This is a genomic window from Candidatus Mikella endobia, from assembly GCF_900048045.1.
GTDB classification, from domain to species: domain Bacteria; phylum Pseudomonadota; class Gammaproteobacteria; order Enterobacterales; family Enterobacteriaceae; genus Mikella; species Mikella endobia.
Map to the genome: position 1 here is coordinate 314877 of NZ_LN999831.1, position 20082 is coordinate 334958.

General features: G+C 32.9%; 10 protein-coding genes, 5 tRNA genes and 1 pseudogene. 14 read left to right on the forward strand and 2 right to left on the reverse strand.

Annotation, left to right across the window (positions count from 1 at the left end):
- Nucleotides 1-46: 46 nt before the first annotated feature.
- From fabG to ligA, 3 genes are all read left to right on the forward strand, one after another.
- Nucleotides 47-781: a 3-oxoacyl-ACP reductase FabG gene (gene fabG, locus A4A67_RS01495; RefSeq protein WP_067569588.1), complete on the forward strand. Its 735-nt coding sequence runs from the start codon at nt 47-49 to the stop codon at nt 779-781.
- 172 nt (nt 782-953) lie between these two features.
- On the forward strand, nt 954-1187 hold the full coding sequence (acpP, locus tag A4A67_RS01500) for an acyl carrier protein (RefSeq protein ID WP_067569592.1): 234 nt from the start codon (nt 954-956) through the stop codon (nt 1185-1187).
- 266 nt (nt 1188-1453) lie between these two features.
- Nucleotides 1454-3250 (forward strand): NAD-dependent DNA ligase LigA, encoded by a 1797-nt coding sequence (gene ligA / locus A4A67_RS01505; RefSeq protein WP_067569595.1) that lies wholly within the window; start codon nt 1454-1456, stop codon nt 3248-3250.
- A gap of 298 nt (nt 3251-3548) precedes the next feature.
- Here the strand turns inward: ligA and mutH are convergent, their stop codons facing one another.
- Nucleotides 3549-4244 (reverse strand): DNA mismatch repair endonuclease MutH, encoded by a 696-nt coding sequence (gene mutH, locus A4A67_RS01510; RefSeq protein ID WP_067569598.1) that lies wholly within the window; start codon nt 4242-4244, stop codon nt 3549-3551.
- Nucleotides 4245-4442: 198 nt separating this feature from the next.
- Here mutH and rppH point away from each other — a divergent pair, with 198 nt between their 5' ends.
- From rppH to recD, 4 genes are all read left to right on the forward strand, one after another.
- On the forward strand, nt 4443-4913 hold the full coding sequence (gene rppH / locus A4A67_RS01515) for an RNA pyrophosphohydrolase (RefSeq protein WP_067569601.1): 471 nt from the start codon (nt 4443-4445) through the stop codon (nt 4911-4913).
- A 318-nt stretch (nt 4914-5231) separates the two neighbouring features.
- Nucleotides 5232-8633: an exodeoxyribonuclease V subunit gamma gene (gene recC, locus A4A67_RS01520; RefSeq protein ID WP_067569675.1), complete on the forward strand. Its 3402-nt coding sequence runs from the start codon at nt 5232-5234 to the stop codon at nt 8631-8633.
- A gap of 212 nt (nt 8634-8845) precedes the next feature.
- On the forward strand, nt 8846-12391 hold the full coding sequence (gene recB / locus A4A67_RS01525; RefSeq protein WP_067569604.1) for an exodeoxyribonuclease V subunit beta: 3546 nt from the start codon (nt 8846-8848) through the stop codon (nt 12389-12391).
- 22 nt (nt 12392-12413) lie between these two features.
- Nucleotides 12414-14279, forward strand: a complete 1866-nt coding sequence (gene recD / locus A4A67_RS01530; RefSeq protein ID WP_067569607.1) for an exodeoxyribonuclease V subunit alpha — start codon at nt 12414-12416, stop codon at nt 14277-14279.
- 146 nt (nt 14280-14425) lie between these two features.
- Here recD and truA read toward each other — a convergent pair whose 3' ends face one another.
- Nucleotides 14426-15208, reverse strand: a complete 783-nt coding sequence (truA, locus tag A4A67_RS01535; RefSeq protein ID WP_067569610.1) for a tRNA pseudouridine(38-40) synthase TruA — start codon at nt 15206-15208, stop codon at nt 14426-14428.
- A 283-nt stretch (nt 15209-15491) separates the two neighbouring features.
- Here truA and A4A67_RS01540 point away from each other — a divergent pair.
- The 7 genes and pseudogenes from A4A67_RS01540 (at nt 15492) to ybeY (ending at nt 19777) form a co-directional block, all read left to right on the forward strand.
- A tRNA-Leu gene (locus A4A67_RS01540) sits at nt 15492-15573 on the forward strand.
- 526 nt (nt 15574-16099) lie between these two features.
- Nucleotides 16100-18619: pseudogene (gene gyrA, locus A4A67_RS01545) on the forward strand (DNA topoisomerase (ATP-hydrolyzing) subunit A); the annotation flags it as partial.
- Between the two features lie 192 nt (nt 18620-18811).
- A tRNA-Leu gene (locus tag A4A67_RS01550) sits at nt 18812-18893 on the forward strand.
- Nucleotides 18894-18909: 16 nt separating this feature from the next.
- Nucleotides 18910-18981, forward strand: a tRNA-Gln gene (locus A4A67_RS01555).
- 27 nt (nt 18982-19008) lie between these two features.
- Nucleotides 19009-19085: transfer RNA gene (locus A4A67_RS01560), tRNA-Met, on the forward strand.
- Between the two features lie 2 nt (nt 19086-19087).
- Nucleotides 19088-19159, forward strand: a tRNA-Gln gene (locus A4A67_RS01565).
- A gap of 138 nt (nt 19160-19297) precedes the next feature.
- On the forward strand, nt 19298-19777 hold the full coding sequence (gene ybeY / locus A4A67_RS01570; protein ID WP_067569612.1) for an rRNA maturation RNase YbeY: 480 nt from the start codon (nt 19298-19300) through the stop codon (nt 19775-19777).
- The last annotated feature ends 305 nt before the right edge of the window (nt 19778-20082 follow it).

Consider the following 20082-nt stretch of genomic DNA (forward strand, 5'->3'; position numbering starts at 1 on the left):
TTTATTATTGGTAACTAGTGATTAACTATTAATTTTAGGTTTATAGATGAATTTTAAAGGTAAAGTGGTACTGGTAACCGGTGCTAGCCGCGGTATTGGTCGTGCAATAGCAGAAAAATTTGTAAATAATGGTGCAACAGTGATTGGTACTGCTACTAATAAAATTAGCGTTGCTGTTGTTAGCGATTATTTAGGCAATAGCGGTAAAGGAATGGAATTAGATATTTCTAATAATACTGTTATTAAACAATTTTTAGAAAATATGCGAGCTGAATTTGGAGATGCAGATATTTTAATAAATAATGCAGGTATTACTCATGATAATTTATTAATGTGTATGAAAGAAAATGAATGGCAGTATCTTATTGATACTAATTTGACGTCTGTATTTCGTATGTCAAAAGCAGTAATAAAAACTATGATAAAAAAAAACTATGGTAGAATTATTACTATAGGTTCTGTTGTTGGCTCTGTAGGTAATGTTGGACAGGGAAATTATGCTGCTGCTAAAGCAGGATTAATTGGTTTTAGTAAATCTCTGGCTCGTGAAGTTGCTTCAAGAGGCATTACAGTAAATGTAGTCGCACCAGGATTTATTGATACTGATATGACTAAAAAATTTACTAATAAGAAACTTTCAGGAATTTTATCCCAGATTCCAGTAAATCGTTTGGGATATCCAAAAGAAATTGCTAATGCGGTTACTTTTTTGGCTTCTGATGAAGCAGAATATATTACTGGAGAGACAATCCATGTCAATGGAGGCATGTATATGCCGTAGTCATCAAATAAAAATTATCAACATTATTGTTACTATAACTGGTAATAATTATTATATATGTTAAAATTTATCAAATAATATTTTTAATAACCTAAATTAAGTTACATCTTTTAAATTCTCTATTTTATAGATATTAAAAATTATAGCGTAAACGATTTTAGATAGGAAAAATATGAGCACTATCGCAGATCATGTTAAAGAAATTATTGCTGAGCAGTTAGAAGTAAAGAAAGAAAAAGTAGTGAATAGCGCATCTTTTGTTGATGATTTAGGAGCGGATTCTCTGGACACAATAGAACTGATAATGGCATTAGAAGAAGAATTTGATATTGAAATTACGGACGAAGAAGCTGAGAAAATTACTACTGTTCAGGAAGCTATTGATTTTATTCAATCTAACCAATAAATAGTAGTATGAAACTAATTTAGTTATAAGTTAAATGTGTGTGTAAGTAAGCGGTATTAGTTATCCCGTTTAACTAGTAATAGTTGACTTTTCATTTTATTTTAATATCTGTAAGTACATGATACATATATAGCAAAATATGAATTGAAGAATTCAGTATCCAATATTACGAATTTAAAATTTATAAATTCTATAGATAGATATCAATTTGATCTATTCAAATAACAATGTGAATGTATGTTTGTTAGCTATAAACTGATAAAATTATGGAACAAATAGAACAACAGATTATTAATCTGCGTGAAAAACTACAATATTGGGAATATCTTTATTACTTAAAAAATTCTCCTGAAGTACCAGATATAGAATATGATTTAGTTATGGCAGAGCTTCGTCTTTTAGAGTCTAAAAGACCAGATTTATTGACTGTTGATTCTCCAAGCCAGCGAGTTGGAGGAAAAGTACAAAATAAATTTTTCCAGGTACGTCATAAAGTACCTATGTTATCGTTAGATAATATTTTTGATAAATCTGGTTTTATGATATTTGATCAGCGATTACGTAACAGATTAAAATCTAATAATGATATTGTATATTGTTGTGAATTAAAGCTAGATGGTTTAGCAGTCAGCATTCTATATAATAGAGGCGTGCTGGTGCGAGCTGCTACTCGGGGTGACGGTAATACTGGAGAGAATATTACTGCCAATATACGTACTATCAGTACTATTCCTCTTCGTTTGAAAAATGACGATAATTTGCCACGATTAATAGAAATACGTGGTGAAGTATTCATGTCAAAAACAGGATTCATGCAATTAAATACTAGATCTAAAAAAGAAGGAAATAAATTATTTGCTAATCCTCGTAATGCTGCGGCAGGATCTTTACGTCAGTTAGATCCAGCAATTACTGCTTGTAGACCTTTGATGTTTTACTGTTATGGAGTGGGTTTAGTAACACCCAACGTTTTATCAGATAGCCATTGGGAGCAGCTGCAACAATTTAAAAATTGGGGCATCCCGATTAGTACTTACAGTAGTCGCTGTACTGGAAGTACTGAAGTGTTAGATTTTTATCAAAAAGTTAATAACAACCGATCATCATTTGGATTTGATATTGACGGTGTAGTAATTAAAGTTGATTCTTTGAGACTACAGCATCATTTAGGTTTTATTACCCGCGCTCCTCGTTGGGCTATAGCATATAAATTGCCGGCTCAAGAACAATTAACTCAAATAAAAAAAGTAGAATTTCAAGTAGGTCGTACAGGAATAATTACTCCAGTAGCCAGGCTTAATCCAATATTAGTTTCTGGTGCTATAGTTAGTAACGCTACTCTACATAATATTAATGAAGTTAAACGATTAGGAATTATGATTGGTGATACAGTTATTGTTCGTCGCTCTGGTAATGTTATACCACAGATTATTGGAATAGTTTCTTCTAAGCGGCCTGAAAATGCATTACAGATAGTATTTCCATCCCAATGTCCGATATGTTGTTCTAAATTAGAGCACAGTAATATTATGTTGCGTTGTCCAGCTGGTTTAGTATGTGCTGCGCAACGTAAAGAAGCAATTAAACGTTTCGTTTCGCGTCTAGCGATGAATATTGACGGAATAGGAGATAAGATTATTAATCAACTAGTAAATAGTAATTTAGTAACCAATCCAGCTGATTTATTCAGATTAAATGCAGATATTTTAATGAATTTAGAAAGAATCGGACCAATATTAGCAAATAAATTGTTACATTCATTAAAAAAATCTAAAAAAACTACTTTAGCACGTTTTTTGTATGCCTTAGGGATCTGTGAAGTAGGATATGCAACTGCTGTAAACATAGCTGCTAGTTATAACACACTAGATATTTTGATCACTGCAGATATTAAATCGTTGAAAGCAATATCAAATATTGGCCCAGTTGTAGCAACAAATGTATATAATTTTTTTACAAAAAGTTATAATCTGAATGTTATTCAAGATTTATTAAGTCCGCCCATTGGTATCAGATGTTATAAATCTAAGCCAGCCTATCTAGAACACTGTAAAAAGAAGTGAGAATATTTTAGCGGGTAAAACTCTTGTTTTGACAAGTTATTTTTAAACATTATTTAGGGATTCGCTAGTAGTTAGGATAAGCAACAGTATTTTATAGTTAAAAATAAAGTAATTTTGAATTTTTCAAGGCTCAAGAATTAAATATTCCGCTTATTCAATGATACCAATTATAACAAATCACAATGATTTTTAGTAGAATATTCTAATCTAATAAGAAAGATTAATTATCTTTTCTTGAAATTCAATAAAATGTTAATTTATATTGTATAATTCATATTTTATTTGATTATAATTAAAATTATAATAGGAAATATCGATAATATCTCGCTATTATTTTAGCAGTAAATTTTTTTCTGAGATAAAAACCTAGTGGGATAGTAAGGATAGGTTTACCAAATTTACCAATAGCTGCAGTTAGAGATTTGCCGTGAGAAGCTTTAGGCCGTAAATGAAGCATCTCACCGTGGTGAGCAGTAATAGTTTCTACTTTACCTAAAACAATCAAATCCATTAGCTCTTCCCAGTCACTTTTTAAATGTAACTCTTCTTTGGAGTTTAAATTCCACAATAGTGGTGCGCCGATACGTCGCATTGCCAAAGGCATTGTTCGTTGTCCTTCTATCGGAATCCAAAGAACCCTAGATAATTTATAACGCACATAACTAGTTTCCCATGTAACACCGCTATTACCAATAAGTGGCGCTACACAAATAAAAGTAGTTTCTAATGGTATTTTGCTTCTATTATCTATAGGAATAGTTTTTAGCTCTATGCCAATGGATGCAAAATCTGGTTCAGATTTATTTTTAGCGCTGGCGCCCAAATAGCGCTCTAGTAATATGCCAATCCATCCTTTATCACGTTTAAGATTAGGGGGAATTTCTAATTTTGCATAGATAGATAATTCACCAAGTGTATAACCAAACAAAGAATTAGCTCTTTCTAGCAAGTCTTTTTCGTCTTTAGGAGGATCTAGATGAAATGAGCTTTTAATTTTTTTCTTCCTAAATTATAATTTTAGTATATTTAAATTGAAGTTAGTATATTACTATTAGTATACAATTTATTTATTATAAATAATATAAAAAAACTATTTATTAAAAATAATTTTTTTATTACAAAATTGATAAACTTTTGTAGTTAATTGTAAACAAATAAAAAAACTTACCTATTATATAATAGAGATAGTATAGTGATTGATGGTGATGGTTACCGACAAAATGTTGGTATTGTAATATGTAATTTTGACAAACAAGTATTATGGGCTAAGAGATACGGACATCATTCTTGGCAATTTCCACAGGGAGGCATTAATGATTGTGAGACCGCTGAGCAAGCAATGTATAGAGAACTATTTGAGGAAATGGGTTTAAGTCACAAAGATGTACGTATTTTAGCTTCGACGCATAACTGGCTATATTATAACCTTCCAAAAAGATTAGTACGTTGGAATCTGAATCCAGTGTGTATTGGTCAGAAGCAAAAATGGTTTTTGTTACAGCTTGTATGTTCTGATACAGATATTAATATGCAAATTGGGGGAATACCTGAATTTGACTGTTGGCGTTGGGTAAATTTTTGGTATCCAGTACGTAAAATTATTTACTTTAAACGTGATGTTTACCGTAAAGTAATGAAAGAATTTTCCAGAATAGTAATGTAATGCTATTACAAAAAACCATAGTGTCGTTTTCTGTACAAGATTATAATTATAGTAATAAAGAATAATTAATGGAATAATAATGATGTAAATTGGTGATAGATAAAATTTGTTGGTACTAAAAACTATAGCAGGTTATTTTTAACTTAAGTATAGTTTTCTTATACTGATACGGATTTATGTAGATAAAATTTTTTTATTTTTACGAAATTATTGTTATCTTTAATTATTGTTTATAAAAATATTAACATTAGTAATTTTAAAATTGCTGTTAATAGTAACAATATACGCTTTACCAAAATAGTTTTTAACAAAAAGTTTATGTTTACCGTTTATCATTCAAATCAATTAGATTTACTTAAAACTTTAGCTGCTACATTGATTGCAAGTAAGCCACTGTTAAATCCATTCCAATCAGAAATAATTTTGGTACAAAGTACCGGAATGGAACAGTGGTTACAGATGGAATTAGCTACACATTTCGGTATAGCTGCTAATATAGAATTTTTATTTCTGGATCGTTTTATATGGCAAATGTATACACTGATAATCACCAATTTTCCTGAAGATAGTGTCTTTATAAAAACTTCTATGGTATGGAGATTAATGGATATTTTGCCAAAATTACATCAAGAACATTATTTTCTAAATGAATATCTGCGTGATAATGAAGATCCACTAAAAATTTTTCAATTTGCGACTCGTGTAGCAGATTTATTTGATAAATATCTAGTATACCGCCCTGATTGGTTAGATAGTTGGCAAAAAGGAAAATTAATCGATGATCTAGGAAAAGCACAACTATGGCAGGCCCCTCTATGGCGGGAGTTAATCGAGGAAACACAAAGGTTAGGATACCCGTTATGGCATCGAGCTAATAGCTATAAGCTATTTATCCATACTCTAGAGACAAGTTTAAATAGACCACCAGGTATTCCAGAAAGAATATTTATCTGTGGTATTTCTTCTATTCCTCCAATATATTTACAGGTACTGCAGGCATTAGGTAACAGCTATATCGACATTCACATGTTTTTTATTAATCCTTGCCGCTCTTACTGGTGGGGTAGCAACGATAGCGATTCTATATCTCAGCTATTGCACCAACAAAAGTATTATCGTAAAAAAAATGTAGAGCAAACACTGTTACTGAATAATAAATATGTAAATTCACTATTCAATGATACAGAAGAGGAACATGGTAATCCATTGTTGGCTTCCTGGGGAAAGCAGGGACGTGATAATCTTTACAATTTAGCACAAATGGAAAGTATTGCCGATATAGAGGCATTTGTCGAACCGGTAAACAATAATTTGCTGAGTATTCTGCAAAAAGATATACTCTTACTTGAAGACCACTCTAAAATTAACATTAGCAATAATCTTTTGGAAAAAAAGATAGATAAGAAACGACTATTGCAGAAAAATGACCAATCACTGAGCTTACATGTTTGTCATAGCATCCAGAGGGAAGTTGAAGTATTGCACGATAATTTGTTATCTATGATAGTAGCAGATCCAACTATACGTCCGCGAGACATCATAGTTATGATGGCTGATATTGATATTTATATGCCGTCTATTAAGGCAGTATTTGGTAATGTTAGTAGTGAAAGATATTTACCTTTTAATATTTCTGATAGAAGTATGCGGCATTTACATCCTATTATTCAGACATTTCTTAACTTACTTAAATTACCTCATAGCCGTTTTACTGCTGAGCAAATTCTAGAATTTTTGGAAGTTCCAGCATTAGCTTCACGTTTTTCTATTAAAGAAAAAGAACTTCAACTATTGCGCCATTGGGTAACAGAGTCTGGTATCAGATGGGGATTAGATGACGAAACATTGCGCGAACTAATGCTACCTACTACATGCCAACATACTTGGCAATTTGGTTTGAATCGGATGTTACTAGGCTACGCTATGGATAGCGCCAGTGGGGATTGGCAGGGTATTTTACCATACGATGAATCTAGCGGGTTAATAGCCTGTATCGCCGGACAGTTAGCAGAATTGTTGATGCAATTACGCCAATGGCGAGACTGGCTGGCTAAATCCCATTATTTAAAAGATTGGTTGGGTTGTGCTAGAAAAATAATAAAAGATTTTTTTGTTTCTAATGCAGAAACTGAAGCAGCACTCGTGTTTCTGGAAAATAAGTGGCAACAAATGCTACAAAGTTGTTTTAAAATGAAATATCAGAATATGATTCCAGTAACAATATTGCATTATGAATTAACTACAAGATTAGATCAAGAGCTTTCTAATCATAGCTTTCTTTCTGGCACTGTTAATTTTTGTACTTTAATACCAATGCGTTCTATTCCTTTTCGGATAGTTTGTTTATTAGGTATGAATTCCGATATTTATCCCAGACAATTATCGATATCTGGATTTGATCTAATGGTAAAGCAACCAAGAATTGGTGATCGTAACCAATACGATGATGATAAATATATGTTTCTTGAAGCATTATTATCAGCACAGCAGCGTCTGTATATTAGTTTTATTGGTCGGTCTATTCAGGATAATAGACTTCGCTATCCATCTGTTCTAGTAAATGAGCTAATAGATTATATTGCACATAGTTTTTATCTACCAGGAGAGGAGTACGTTAATGATGACATTAGCAGTGTACGTAAACATCTTTGTCAGTGGCATAGTCGTATGCCTTTCGCACCAGAAAATTTTTTTCCTGGAAGTAAAATACAAAGCTTTGCTAGTGAGTGGTTACCAGCTGCTAATGCTGCTGCTCTTGATAAAGGGAATCCGCAATTTGAATTTATTAATTCGTTTACATCTATGTCCTGCGATACGTTTTCATTAGAGACACTATCGCTATCATTGGATGAACTGTTACGATTTTATCGCCATCCAGTACGTACCTGGTTTATACAGCGTTTAGCGGTATCTTTCCATCAGACATCGATGAAAAAACTACCGGAAGAAGAACCTTTTATCATAGATAATATCACTAACTATCAAGTTAATAAACAAATATTAAATACTATTCTTAACAGAGAAAGTACCCATATTTTATTTCGTAAGGTTAGCTCCTCTGGATTGTTGCCTCATGGCGCTTTTGGAAAAATATACTGGGATAGACAGTGTAAACAAATGGCAACACTATCTGAAAAGATACAAGTATTGCGCTTACCTGATAGATGGAATGTTAATATTCATTTAAATTTTGATAATGTTACACTTTCTGGAAAACTTCAAGTACAGGCTAATGGTTTATTACGATGGCGTCCAGGTACGCTATCGGTACGAGATGGACTACTGTTATGGTTAGAACATCTAACCTACTGCGCTATGGATGGTAAAGGAGAGAGCCGAATATTAGGCACTTGTGGAGAATGGCATTTCGCACCATTGCCTGTTTTTCAAGCAAAACATTTTTTAAAATCATTTATTTCAGGCTACTGTAATGGCATGATGTTGCCACTATTATTATTACCCATAGCTGGAGGAGCATGGTTAAGCCACTGTTATAATAAGATAACGAAAAGTATAGATAGAGAAGAAAAAACACAACAGCTAGCTCGTAAGAAACTTATCAATGCTTGGAAAGGAAATGCACATTTATTTGGAGAAAATAAAGATCCTTATCTACAACATTTAATACGTCAACTAAATGAACAACATATTGAGCTAATTATATCAGCTGCTGAATTATATTTATTACCCATTTTTAAGTTTAATATGGCTCTTAATTAATCAATAACAGATACTAAAAAATATCATAAAAAGAGACTTTAAAGTCTCTATTTAACTACTAAGTCTCTTCAATTCTGTGATACTAAAATTCTCTTAATAAAAATTTATGTATTTTTTATAATCTATTTTTACGATCTTTAATCGTTGATAAAACTAGATATAATCTAGTAATTAAGTTAAATATCTAATAAAATGAATAATATTCTTAATTTATGACCATTCAGAGCTGTAACTTTTTAACTTTGCAACTGCAAGGTACACTTCTAATTGAAGCCTCTGCAGGTACAGGAAAAACCTATACGCTGATAGCGCTTTACTTACGTTTGCTACTAGGAATAGGTGGAAATAAAACATATCCTCGTATTTTAAATGTAGAAGAAATACTAGTAGTTACATTTACCGAATCTGCAACTGAAGAACTTAGATGTCGCATTCGTGAAAATATTCAACAGTTACGGCTTGCCTGCATACGTGGTAAGAGCGAGAATACGCTGCTCTCTGTTATATTAGATCAGATAAATGATCGGCGTCTTGCTGTATTACATTTATTGGCTGCAGAGCGGCAGATAGATAAAGCAGCCATTTATACTATTCATGGTTTTTGCCAACGTATGCTAAATGATGTTGATTCTGGTATGTTGTTGAAGCAAACTTTGATAAAAGATGAATCTTTTTTGCACCAACAGGTAAGTGCTGATTTTTGGCGCCGTCACTGCTATCAGTTGCCCATGAATATTGCGCGTATTGTGCATAATTATTGGAAAGGTCCAGCTGAATTATTAACAGAAATATTGCCTTATCTGCAAGGAGAACCACCGTTATTATGTAACCAGCTTGATATAAAAAATGAATCTATTTTAGTACAGCATGAGCGTATTATTACCAGTATTAATAATATAAAGCAACAATGGCGCGATATAGCATCGAAGATAAAGAATATTATTTACAAACATAAATTAGATCGTCGAGTATATAGCAACCACAATTTAAATTTTTGGTTAGATAAAATTAACCGCTGGTCATCCCAACAAACAATTGATTATCAGGTCCCTAATGAATTAAAAAGGTTCAAAATTTCGTGTTTTACAAAAAAAACTAACGACAGCGATCTACATCAATATAAGTTGTTTGCTACAGTAGAAGCATTTTATAAGCAAAATAGTTCGCTTCGCGAACTTATTTTAGTTATGGCTCTAAAAGAGATGCGCTTAGCATTAGCTAAAGAAAAAAACAGAAGAAAAGAAATAGGTTTTGACGATCTTATTAATTGTATGGATAAAGCATTGGAGGGTAGCAGCGGTGAATTATTAGCAGAGTCAGTGCGTAAACGCTATTTAGTAGCTATGATTGATGAATTTCAGGATACCGATCCACAGCAGTATCGTATATTTTCTCGTATTTATAGCGGTCAGATAGATTGTAGTTTAGTACTAATAGGCGATCCTAAACAGGCAATATATGCGTTTAGAGGTGCAGATATTTTTACTTATATGCGTGCTAGGCGTGAAATAAATGCTCATTATACTCTTGATACTAACTGGCGTTCCGCACCAGGTATAGTAAATGCAGTAAATAATTTATTTAAAAGAATGCCAGAGCCATTTATTTTCAGTGATATTCCTTTTTTTCCAGTAAGAGCCGCTAAGAGTAATGATATATTACAGTTAATAATACATCGTAAGCCTCAATCGGCAATGTGTTTTTGGCTTACTGGTAGCATCGGATTAACAGAATATAAACATTGTATGGCACGCCAGTGTGCTGCTACTATTTGCAATTGGCTTTCTGCATCAAATGAAGGAGAAGCTTGGTTAGAAGGACATTGTGGTCGTCAGTTATTACAAGCTTCTGATATGACTGTGTTAGTACGTAACAGTCACGAGGCCGCATTAGTTAGTAAAGCACTCTCGGCACTGAGGATACCGTCGGTATATTTATCTAATAAATTCAGTGTTTTTGAAACTTCTGAGGCACAGGAACTACAATGTATATTGCAGGCCGTGTTAACTCCGAATAAAGATACTGTGCTACGCTGCGCTCTGGTTACTAACCTTCTGGGATTTAATGCAGCCGATATCTATGCATTAAATAATGATGAATCTTCTTGGGAGCAGCTAGTTGAAGAATTTACTAGTTATCGGCAGTGTTGGCAACATAATTGTATACAAGCAATGTTGCGGCAGATAATGATAAAATATAATATTGCAGAAAATCTATTAGCAATTCAAGGAGGTAAACGTCGTCTTACTGACTTATTGCATCTTGGAGAACTACTGCAGGAAGCATCGATGCAATTAGAGAATGAATATTCTCTAGTTCGTTGGCTATCTCTAAAAATAGAATCTCCTAATTTGCCCACAGAAAATCAGCAATTGAGAATAGAAAGTGATCATAATCTAGTAAAAATAATTACCGTACATAAATCAAAAGGTTTAGAGTTCCCGTTGGTATTCTTACCGTTCGCTGCTGTTTTTAAAGTTCAAAATAGTCCTTTATTTCATGATCGCGATACTTATCGTGCTTGTTTAGATCTAAGTGCTTCACGAGAAAGTTTACGTTTTGCAGAAGAAGAGAGGCTAGCTGAAGATTTACGTATGCTGTACGTAGCATTAACGCGCTCTATCTATCATTGTAGTATAGGAATAGCTCCTTACAGTAACTATAGAAAAAAAAACATCAGTGATTTACATTTAAGCGCACTTGGTTACCTTATTCAGAAAAATAAACCAGGAGATGAAGATTATTTAAATAAACAATTATCATCGTTGATATCAGCTTCTAATGGTGATATTACGCTTTGCAATGTATTACCGACTATGTCGGTGAAACCTATTGTTACTTCTGTAGAGTTTACACTACCGCTGAGTACTCATAGCTTGCCTGAACTAGTATCAGATCCCTGGAGAGTAACTAGTTATTCTGGTTTACAACAAAAAAATAGTAAACAACCTGTAGCAATGGAGTTATTACCTAATTTTGACGTAGATATTGTAGAATCTAGCATAGGAAAACAAGAAATATTACAGTTAACTCCGCATACCTTTCCACGGGGCGCGTTTTCCGGGACTTTTTTGCATAGTTTATTTGAAAAAATACTCGATTTAAACAAAAATTTATATTCTCAATGGATAAGTGATCAATTATTACAAAAAGGCATCGACTCTGTTTGGCTATCTGTTCTAATACACTGGATAGAAAAAATTATTACTATGCCTCTAGACGGTATATCTCTTTCTCTAAAAAATATCTCTTCTGATAACCGAAATATTGAAATGAAATTTTATTTACCTATAGATAATTTAATACGATCTCATGATATGGATTTAGTATGTAAATCCTATGATCCGCTTTCGGCGCTTTGTCCTCCTCTAGATTTTCATCAAATAAAGGGAATGCTAAAAGGTTTTATTGACCTAATTTTCCGTTGGAAAAATCGCTATTATCTGCTAGATTATAAATCTAATTGGTTAGGAACAGATAGCTCTGCTTATACCAGACCTATGATGGAAAAAGTAATAATTGCTAATCGCTATGAGCTTCAATATCAAATTTATACTCTAGCGCTGCATCGATTTTTGCGCCATCGTCTAGCTAGTTATGATTATAACCGTAATTTTGGTGGAGTATATTATCTATTTTTACGGGGGATTGATACAGAACATCCAGGTAATGGTATTTTTTACTGCCGTCCAGATATATCCCTAATTGAAGGACTAGATACTTTATTTACTAAAAATAAACGGAAACTTACAGAGTAAAGAGGTTAACGTAATAACGAAAATGGAAAATATTCTTTTTCAAGCACAACAGTTTCATTTATTACGACCATTAGACGTACAGTTTGCCCGTTTATTAGCAACTAAACCTACACAATCAGCACTAATGCTAGCAAGTGCCTGTTTGAGTGCGAATACAGGAGTGGGCCATGTTTGTTTACCACTTTCATTATTAACTCCATCATATCTATTTGAAGGTCATATGCCGCAGTTAGCTCATAAAGCTTGGCTACGAGCCGGTAGTCTTTCCTTAAAAGAATGGCACCAAAAGTTGTTGGAAGAACCAGCAGTTGGCGATGGTTCATATCCCACTCCATTGATACTAGAAAATAAGTGTCTTTATTTGCAACGTATGTGGCAATATGAATGTACAGTAGCAAAATTTTTTAATAGACAGCGACGAACTCTGGTAGAGAATAATGAAGATATAATAGCCTCAGTACTAGCACGTTACTTTCCTATAGATATAGATAGCAATGAAATAAATTGGCAAAAAATTGCCACAGCAATTGCCATAACGCATCCAATAGCTTTTATATCTGGAGGACCTGGAACTGGTAAAACTTCTTTAATAGCAAAACTGCTAGCAGTATTCTTACAGTTAAATGAAGGCATGCATTTGCGTATAATGATGGCAGCTCCTACTGGAAAAGCAGCAGCACGTATGAGTGAATCTCTCAATCTAGAGATAAATAATTTAGTAATGGATAAATATAAAAAAGATATTTTATCTCATAAAGCGGTAACGTTGCACCGTTTGCTTGGTATTAGGCCTAATAGCCAGAGAATGTATTATCACTGCCATAATAAAATTAATGTAGATATTCTGATAATTGATGAAGCATCTATGGTCGATTTACCGATGATAGCTAATGTAATTGCGGCGCTGCCACCGCAAGCAAGGGTTATTTTTATAGGTGATAGTTGCCAGTTATCATCGGTAGATGCAGGTTCAGTATTAAGAGATTTATGTAGTTTGGAAACTGGATATAGTTCTGTGTGTCGCGCTAAAATAGCACGTATAACGGGATTTAAACTACCAGCAGAAACAAGTATTGTTAACAACTATGCTATTTCTGATAGTATATGTTTGTTACATAAAAGTTATCGCTTTCATGAAGACTCTGGCATTAACAGGATAGCTAATGCGATAAAATATGGTAACGCTGATAACGTGTTTGCAATATTAAACAATATTAAAATTAAAGATATTGATTATACCTTGTTATGTGATAAAACAGCATATCAAAATATGCTAAATGATTGCATTGATAGTTATAAAGAATATTTACAACTATTGCATAACTATGCTATGCCTGCGGCAATTTTAGATGCTTTTCACCGGTTCCGTATTTTATGTGCACTACGTGAAGGACCTTTTGGAGTATCAGGTATAAATGCTCGCATTGAGCAAAAATTAATGCAATCTGGATTACTAACTATAGATAATTCTATTCATTGCTATACAGGCCGTCCTGTTATGATATTATGTAATGCACCATCTTTAGAACTTTATAATGGTGATATTGGTATCTTACTTTTGGATGATAAACAGAAGCGGCGCGTATATTTTTCTCTTCCTAATGGAAAGATTAAAGCAGTACCTCTAAGTAGACTTCCAGAACATGAGACAGCGTTTGCGATGACAATCCATAAATCTCAAGGATCAGAATTCCAACATATAGCTATAGTGTTGCCAGATAAAATATGGTCCGTATTGACACGAGAGTTACTCTATACTGCGGTAACACGCGCGCGCACTAAGTTATCTATATATGCTACTGACAAAGTATTGCAGTATATAATAAAAAATAAAACGATAAGGCATAGCGGTCTTATTGATAGGCTAACTATCCTACCTACTACTTAAAAAATTATTACTCTATTACTAATAATTAAAAAGTAACAAATTAAGATGAATAGCTTGTTACTATACTTGCTGTTGCATTCAGATACTAATTACTAATTCTAGTTGCATAAAAATGTAATAAGAAAGAGAAATTTTGAAACCAATCACTATATCATTAATAATGATCCAGATGTAGATTTAGGTAACAAGAAATGTGATGGATAAGTTACTTCTATCAAGTAAAGACCTTCTGCTTTACTAGTAGCGCCGGCCTTGGTTGGGTCACGGGATGTAAGAAGTTCGTAGATCCAACTTTCAGATCGGTTTCCACATCCAACTTCTAGTAGGCTACCTACAATATTACGAACCATATGATGAAGAAAAGCATTAGCTTTAATATCAAATATGATATATTGCCCATGTCGAATTACATATAAATGGTGCACATGGCGCCAGGAAGTACGAGACTGGCAATCTTTAGTACAAAAAGAAGTGAAATCATTTTCACCTAGCAAAAATTGTCCTGCGCGTGCCATAGATGTAACATCAAGAGGATGTGAATAACAGGTTATTCTATATGTTAATAACGCGGGGCGTAGGTGATAATTATAAATAACATAACGGTAGCGTCTAGAAATAGCGCTAAAACGTGCATGAAAATCATCATCTACCTGTTTAACCCAACGAACAGCAATATCATTGGGTAAATTGGCATTAACTCCAAACGTCCATGCTGCCTCTGACCGAAACGCTTGAGTATCAAAATGGACAACTTGTCCAATAGCATGTACACCTGTATCTGTACGTCCAGCACAGTAAACAGTGATAAGTTCATTAGCAACCTTTGAAAGAGCACGTTCAAGACAGGCCTGCACGCTAGGTACTTCTTTTTGACGTTGCCAGCCGTAATACGCACTACCATTATATTCAATTCCGAGCACTAGCTTCATAGTATATTTTATTTTAGTTTAATAGTATTAACAACTTTTATGTTAGGTTACAAGTTATTATAGATATTTCACGAATGTATATTAACTTTTTTTTTATGCATCAAAATAGCTATAGTTAATTTTTTGAAAAAATATAAAAAATACTGATAGTAAATATTTTAAAAAATAATTCATTTTATGATATTATTTATTAATTTAGTTGTCAGGGCACAATTAGTATTGCATTAAATATATTAAAAATATTATCATTTATTTAATGAATCAAATTCCATTTTTATAAAGAGCCGAAGTGGCGAAATTGGTAAACGCAGTTGACTCAAAATCAACCACCTTCTGGTATGCCGGTTCAAATCCGGCCTTCGGCATTACAGTGAAAATTCAAGATACATTATTTCTCTAGAAATTAGCTTTAATTAAATTTTGTTTTGTTAATTTAAGTAAAACAGTATTTTCAATAAAATTTGGCATCTTATTGAAGATTTTTTGTAAGTTGAAGGTAACAAAAAATATTTGGAGAATAGTTTTTCAAACTTAAATAGTATTTAATAATAATATATGTAATAATATTACTGGTTTATCTTATGCTGGCAAGATTCATATCTTTTAATTTTAAATACGGTACTAAATATTACGATGATTAATTAACTTATCTTTACTAAAAAAAGTAAACATTTAAAATGTTATTAAATATAAAAAATTTAAAAACTTAAAATTAAGTCAGTATAATTCCTACTAATATAGACAGTTTTTTATAATTAGGTAGTAGTGCAATTAGTTGATTAAGAGGCAATAAGCTTATTTTCTTACGCCTTTTAACATGTTATATTTGTCTACCTTTAAATACGAGTAGAATAGCTACATTTAAGTAGTAACTAGAGAGATAACCGCTCCATGAGTGAATTGACACCAAAAATTACCCCAGTAAATCTTGAAGAAGAGCTTAAACGTTCTTATTTAGATTATGCTATGTCTGTAATAATAGGACGTGCATTACCTGATGTACGTGATGGACTTAAACCAGTACACCGTAGAGTACTTTTTGCTATGAGTGTCCTTGGTAATGATTGGAATAAACCTTATAAAAAATCGGCACGCGTTGTTGGTGATGTTATTGGTAAATATCATCCCCATGGAGATACGGCTGTTTATGATACTATCGTGCGGATGGCACAGTCGTTCTCATTGCGTTATATGTTAGTGGATGGTCAAGGAAATTTTGGTTCTGTGGACGGTGATTCTGCTGCAGCAATGCGCTATACAGAAGTACGCTTGACAAAAATAGCACACGAATTTTTAGCCGATCTTGAAAAAGAAACAGTAGATTATGTACCTAATTATGATAATACTGAGAACATTCCAGATGTTATGCCTACTAGAATACTTAACTTACTTGTTAATGGTTCTTCTGGAATTGCAGTAGGTATGGCTACTAATATTCCTCCGCATAACTTAGCAGAAATTGTCGACGGCTGTTTAGCTTATATTGATAATGAGAATATCAGCGTCAAAGAATTAATGGAACATATACCAGGGCCAGATTTTCCTACTGCAGCTATTATTAATGGTAAACGCGGTATAGAAGATGCTTACCGCACGGGTCGCGGTAAAATATCTATTCAAGCTCGTACCAATGTAGAAAAAAATTCTAAGAATGGACGTGAAAATATTATTGTACATGAACTTCCCTATCAAGTAAATAAAGCACGCCTTATTAAGAATATCGCTGATCTAGTAAAAGAAAAGCGCATTGATGGAATTAGTGGTTTGTGTGATGAATCAGATAAAGACGGTATGCGTATCGTTATTAAAATTAAACGAGATTCTGTAGGAGAAGTAGTACTCCAGAATCTTTACTCGTTAACACAGTTACAAATATCGTTCGGGATTAATATGGTAGCACTGCATAAAAGGCAACCAAAAGTCCTATCTCTGAAAGAAATTTTATCTGCATTTATATGTCATCGTCGCGAAGTAGTTACTCGCCGCACAATTTTTGAACTACGCAAAGCTCGTGAGCGTTCTCATATTCTAGAAGCTCTAATACTCATTTTAACAGATATTGATCATATTATAGAGCTTATTCGCAGTACTAAAACGCCATTAGAAGCCAAAATGGTACTTATGGCACACTCATGGTCGCAGAATACTATCTACTCCATTTTAAAGAATGCAGGTGTAGATATAGAAAAATCTACTTGGATGGAGCTACAGTACAATATTAATGACAGTCTCTATTACTTAACTGAGCAACAATCAGAAGCCATTTTGGCTCTTCGCTTGCAAAAATTAACAAGTATAGAATATAAAAATATAATTAATGAATACAATGATATTTTGAATAAAATAGCAGAACTTAATCTTATTTTACAGAATTCAGATCTACTAATGGAAATAATTCGCAAAGAATTTCTTTTTATAAAAGAACAATATAAAGATAAACGACGTACCAAAATACTTGATAATAATAATGATATTAATGTCGATAATTTAATTAACAAAGAAGATGTAGTAGTTACTTTATCTTATCAGGGATATATTAAATATCAACCGATTACTGATTATGAAACACAACGACGTGGTGGTAAAGGAAAATCAGCTGCAAGTATTAAAGAAGAGGATTTTATTGATCGCCTGTTGGTAACAAATACTCACGATACTATCCTATTATTCTCTAGTTATGGACGAATGTACTGGATGAAAGTTTATCAGTTACCAGAAGCTAGCCGTGGGGCCAGAGGACGTCCGATAATTAACCTTTTACCTTTGGAGTCTAACGAACGTATTACTGCTATTTTACCAGTACGTAAATATGAAGAAGGACATTATGTATTTATGGCAACAACTAGCGGGATTGTGAAAAAAACGGCCCTTATTGATTTTAGTCGCCCACGTAGCTCTGGTATTATTGCTATTAATCTAAATGATGGAGATAACTTAATAGGTGTCGATATAACAGACGGTAGCAACGATATTATGTTATTTACCGCTTACGGGAAAGTCGTTCGTTTTCCTGAAAATCAAGTGCGTAGCATGGGAAGAACCGCAACTGGTATACGGGGTATCAATTTAATTGAACATGATCGAGTTGTATCTCTTATTGTACCACGCGGAAAAAGATCCATATTAACAGTTACACAGTATGGATACGGTAAACGCACCGCACAAGAAGAGTATCCTATTAAATCTCGTGCTACTTATGGAGTAATATCTATTAAGGTTAATAAACGCAATGGTGAAGTAGTAGGAGCAGTGCAAGTGGATGACTGCAATCAGATTATGATTATCACTGACGCTGGTACTTTAGTACGTACTAGGGTATCAGAGGTAAGTATCGTAGGTCGCAAAACTAAAGGTGTTATTCTTATACGTACTGAAAAAAATGAGCATGTAGTTGGATTACAGCCAATCGCTTAATAGAAACTATTTTTCTATTTTTTTCTTTCTTTTAGAAGAAAAAGTATATGTTGGATATATATTTAAATATATAATGGTTTACTAAAATTAGTAATTATAATAAAATAATAAATATATGCCTGTAAATATATTCTAGTTAATTTAGTAACTAGAATAGAGTAAAATATCATATATAGATACTAGATATTTGCGGGAGTGGCGAAATTGGTAGACGCACCAGATTTAGGTTCTGGCGCTGTAAAGTATGCGAGTTCAAATCTCGCCTCCCGCACTATCATATAAATTAATGGGGTATAGCCAAGTGGTAAGGCATCGGGTTTTGATCCCGCTACGCCCAGGTTCGAATCCTGGTACCCCAGCTATTATTTTATTGTAAATTTTTACGGGGCTACGTAGCTCAGTTGGTTAGAGCACAGCACTCATAATGCTGGTGTCACAGGTTCGATTCCTGTCGTAGCCACCATATGGGGTATAGCCAAGTGGTAAGGCACCGGATTCTGATTCCGGGATTCCCAGGTTCGAATCCTGGTACCCCAGTAATAAATGATTATATCTATAATATTAGTTCTTAATTTATATGTAGGTATATATTTGCATTCATAAATGCGTTTTGTAGTATCATATATTAATATAATATATTACTAAAATGCATGAATAATGTTAGCCTAAAAAATTATGAGTAAAGTTATACTTAACTTACAACTAGCCTGTGATAAGGCAAACGGTCTACCAGAAAAAATAGATTTTATACGTTGGTTACAAGGTGCCTTATTGCTTTTTCGCGACGACTATGAATCTGAGGTGACTATACGGTTAGTAAATAAAAAAGAAATTCATAAACTCAATATTACTTACTGTGGCAAAAATAGACCCACAAACGTTCTCTCTTTTAAATTTGAATCTCCTTTAAAAGAAATAAATTTCCCATTTTTAGGTGATTTAGTTATCTGCCGTCAGATAGTTGAAAGTGAAGCGCAAAAACAAAAAAAAAAAATAAAAGCTCATTGGGCACATATAGTTATTCATGGTTCTCTACATTTACTAGGGTATAATCATCTTTTAGAAAAAGAAGCAATAGTGATGGAATCACTAGAAAAAAAAATAATGCAAAAATTAGGTTACCCAGATCCTTATTTAAAAGATAAAAATTTTTAATTTATTGTATTTATTTTATACTTCAAAAATAACTATTTTATTTTTGATAGTTATCATCTTTAAAAGGTTTTATAATCTAATTACTGTAACTTTTTAAGTATAGTAAGACATTTGTTTATATTACATAAAAAATAATATGCAATTTACATTAGCATTTCAGCTGCTTTTAAGTATCGTATTTTGTGTATGTTTTCTAGCTACTTACTAATTTTTGCTTGTCGACACTTCATACTTGTCTTGCTGCTGGCTGCTAAATGGTAGTTAGTATAGTGACTATACTGATAGTATTTTCTTAGTTTTTACTA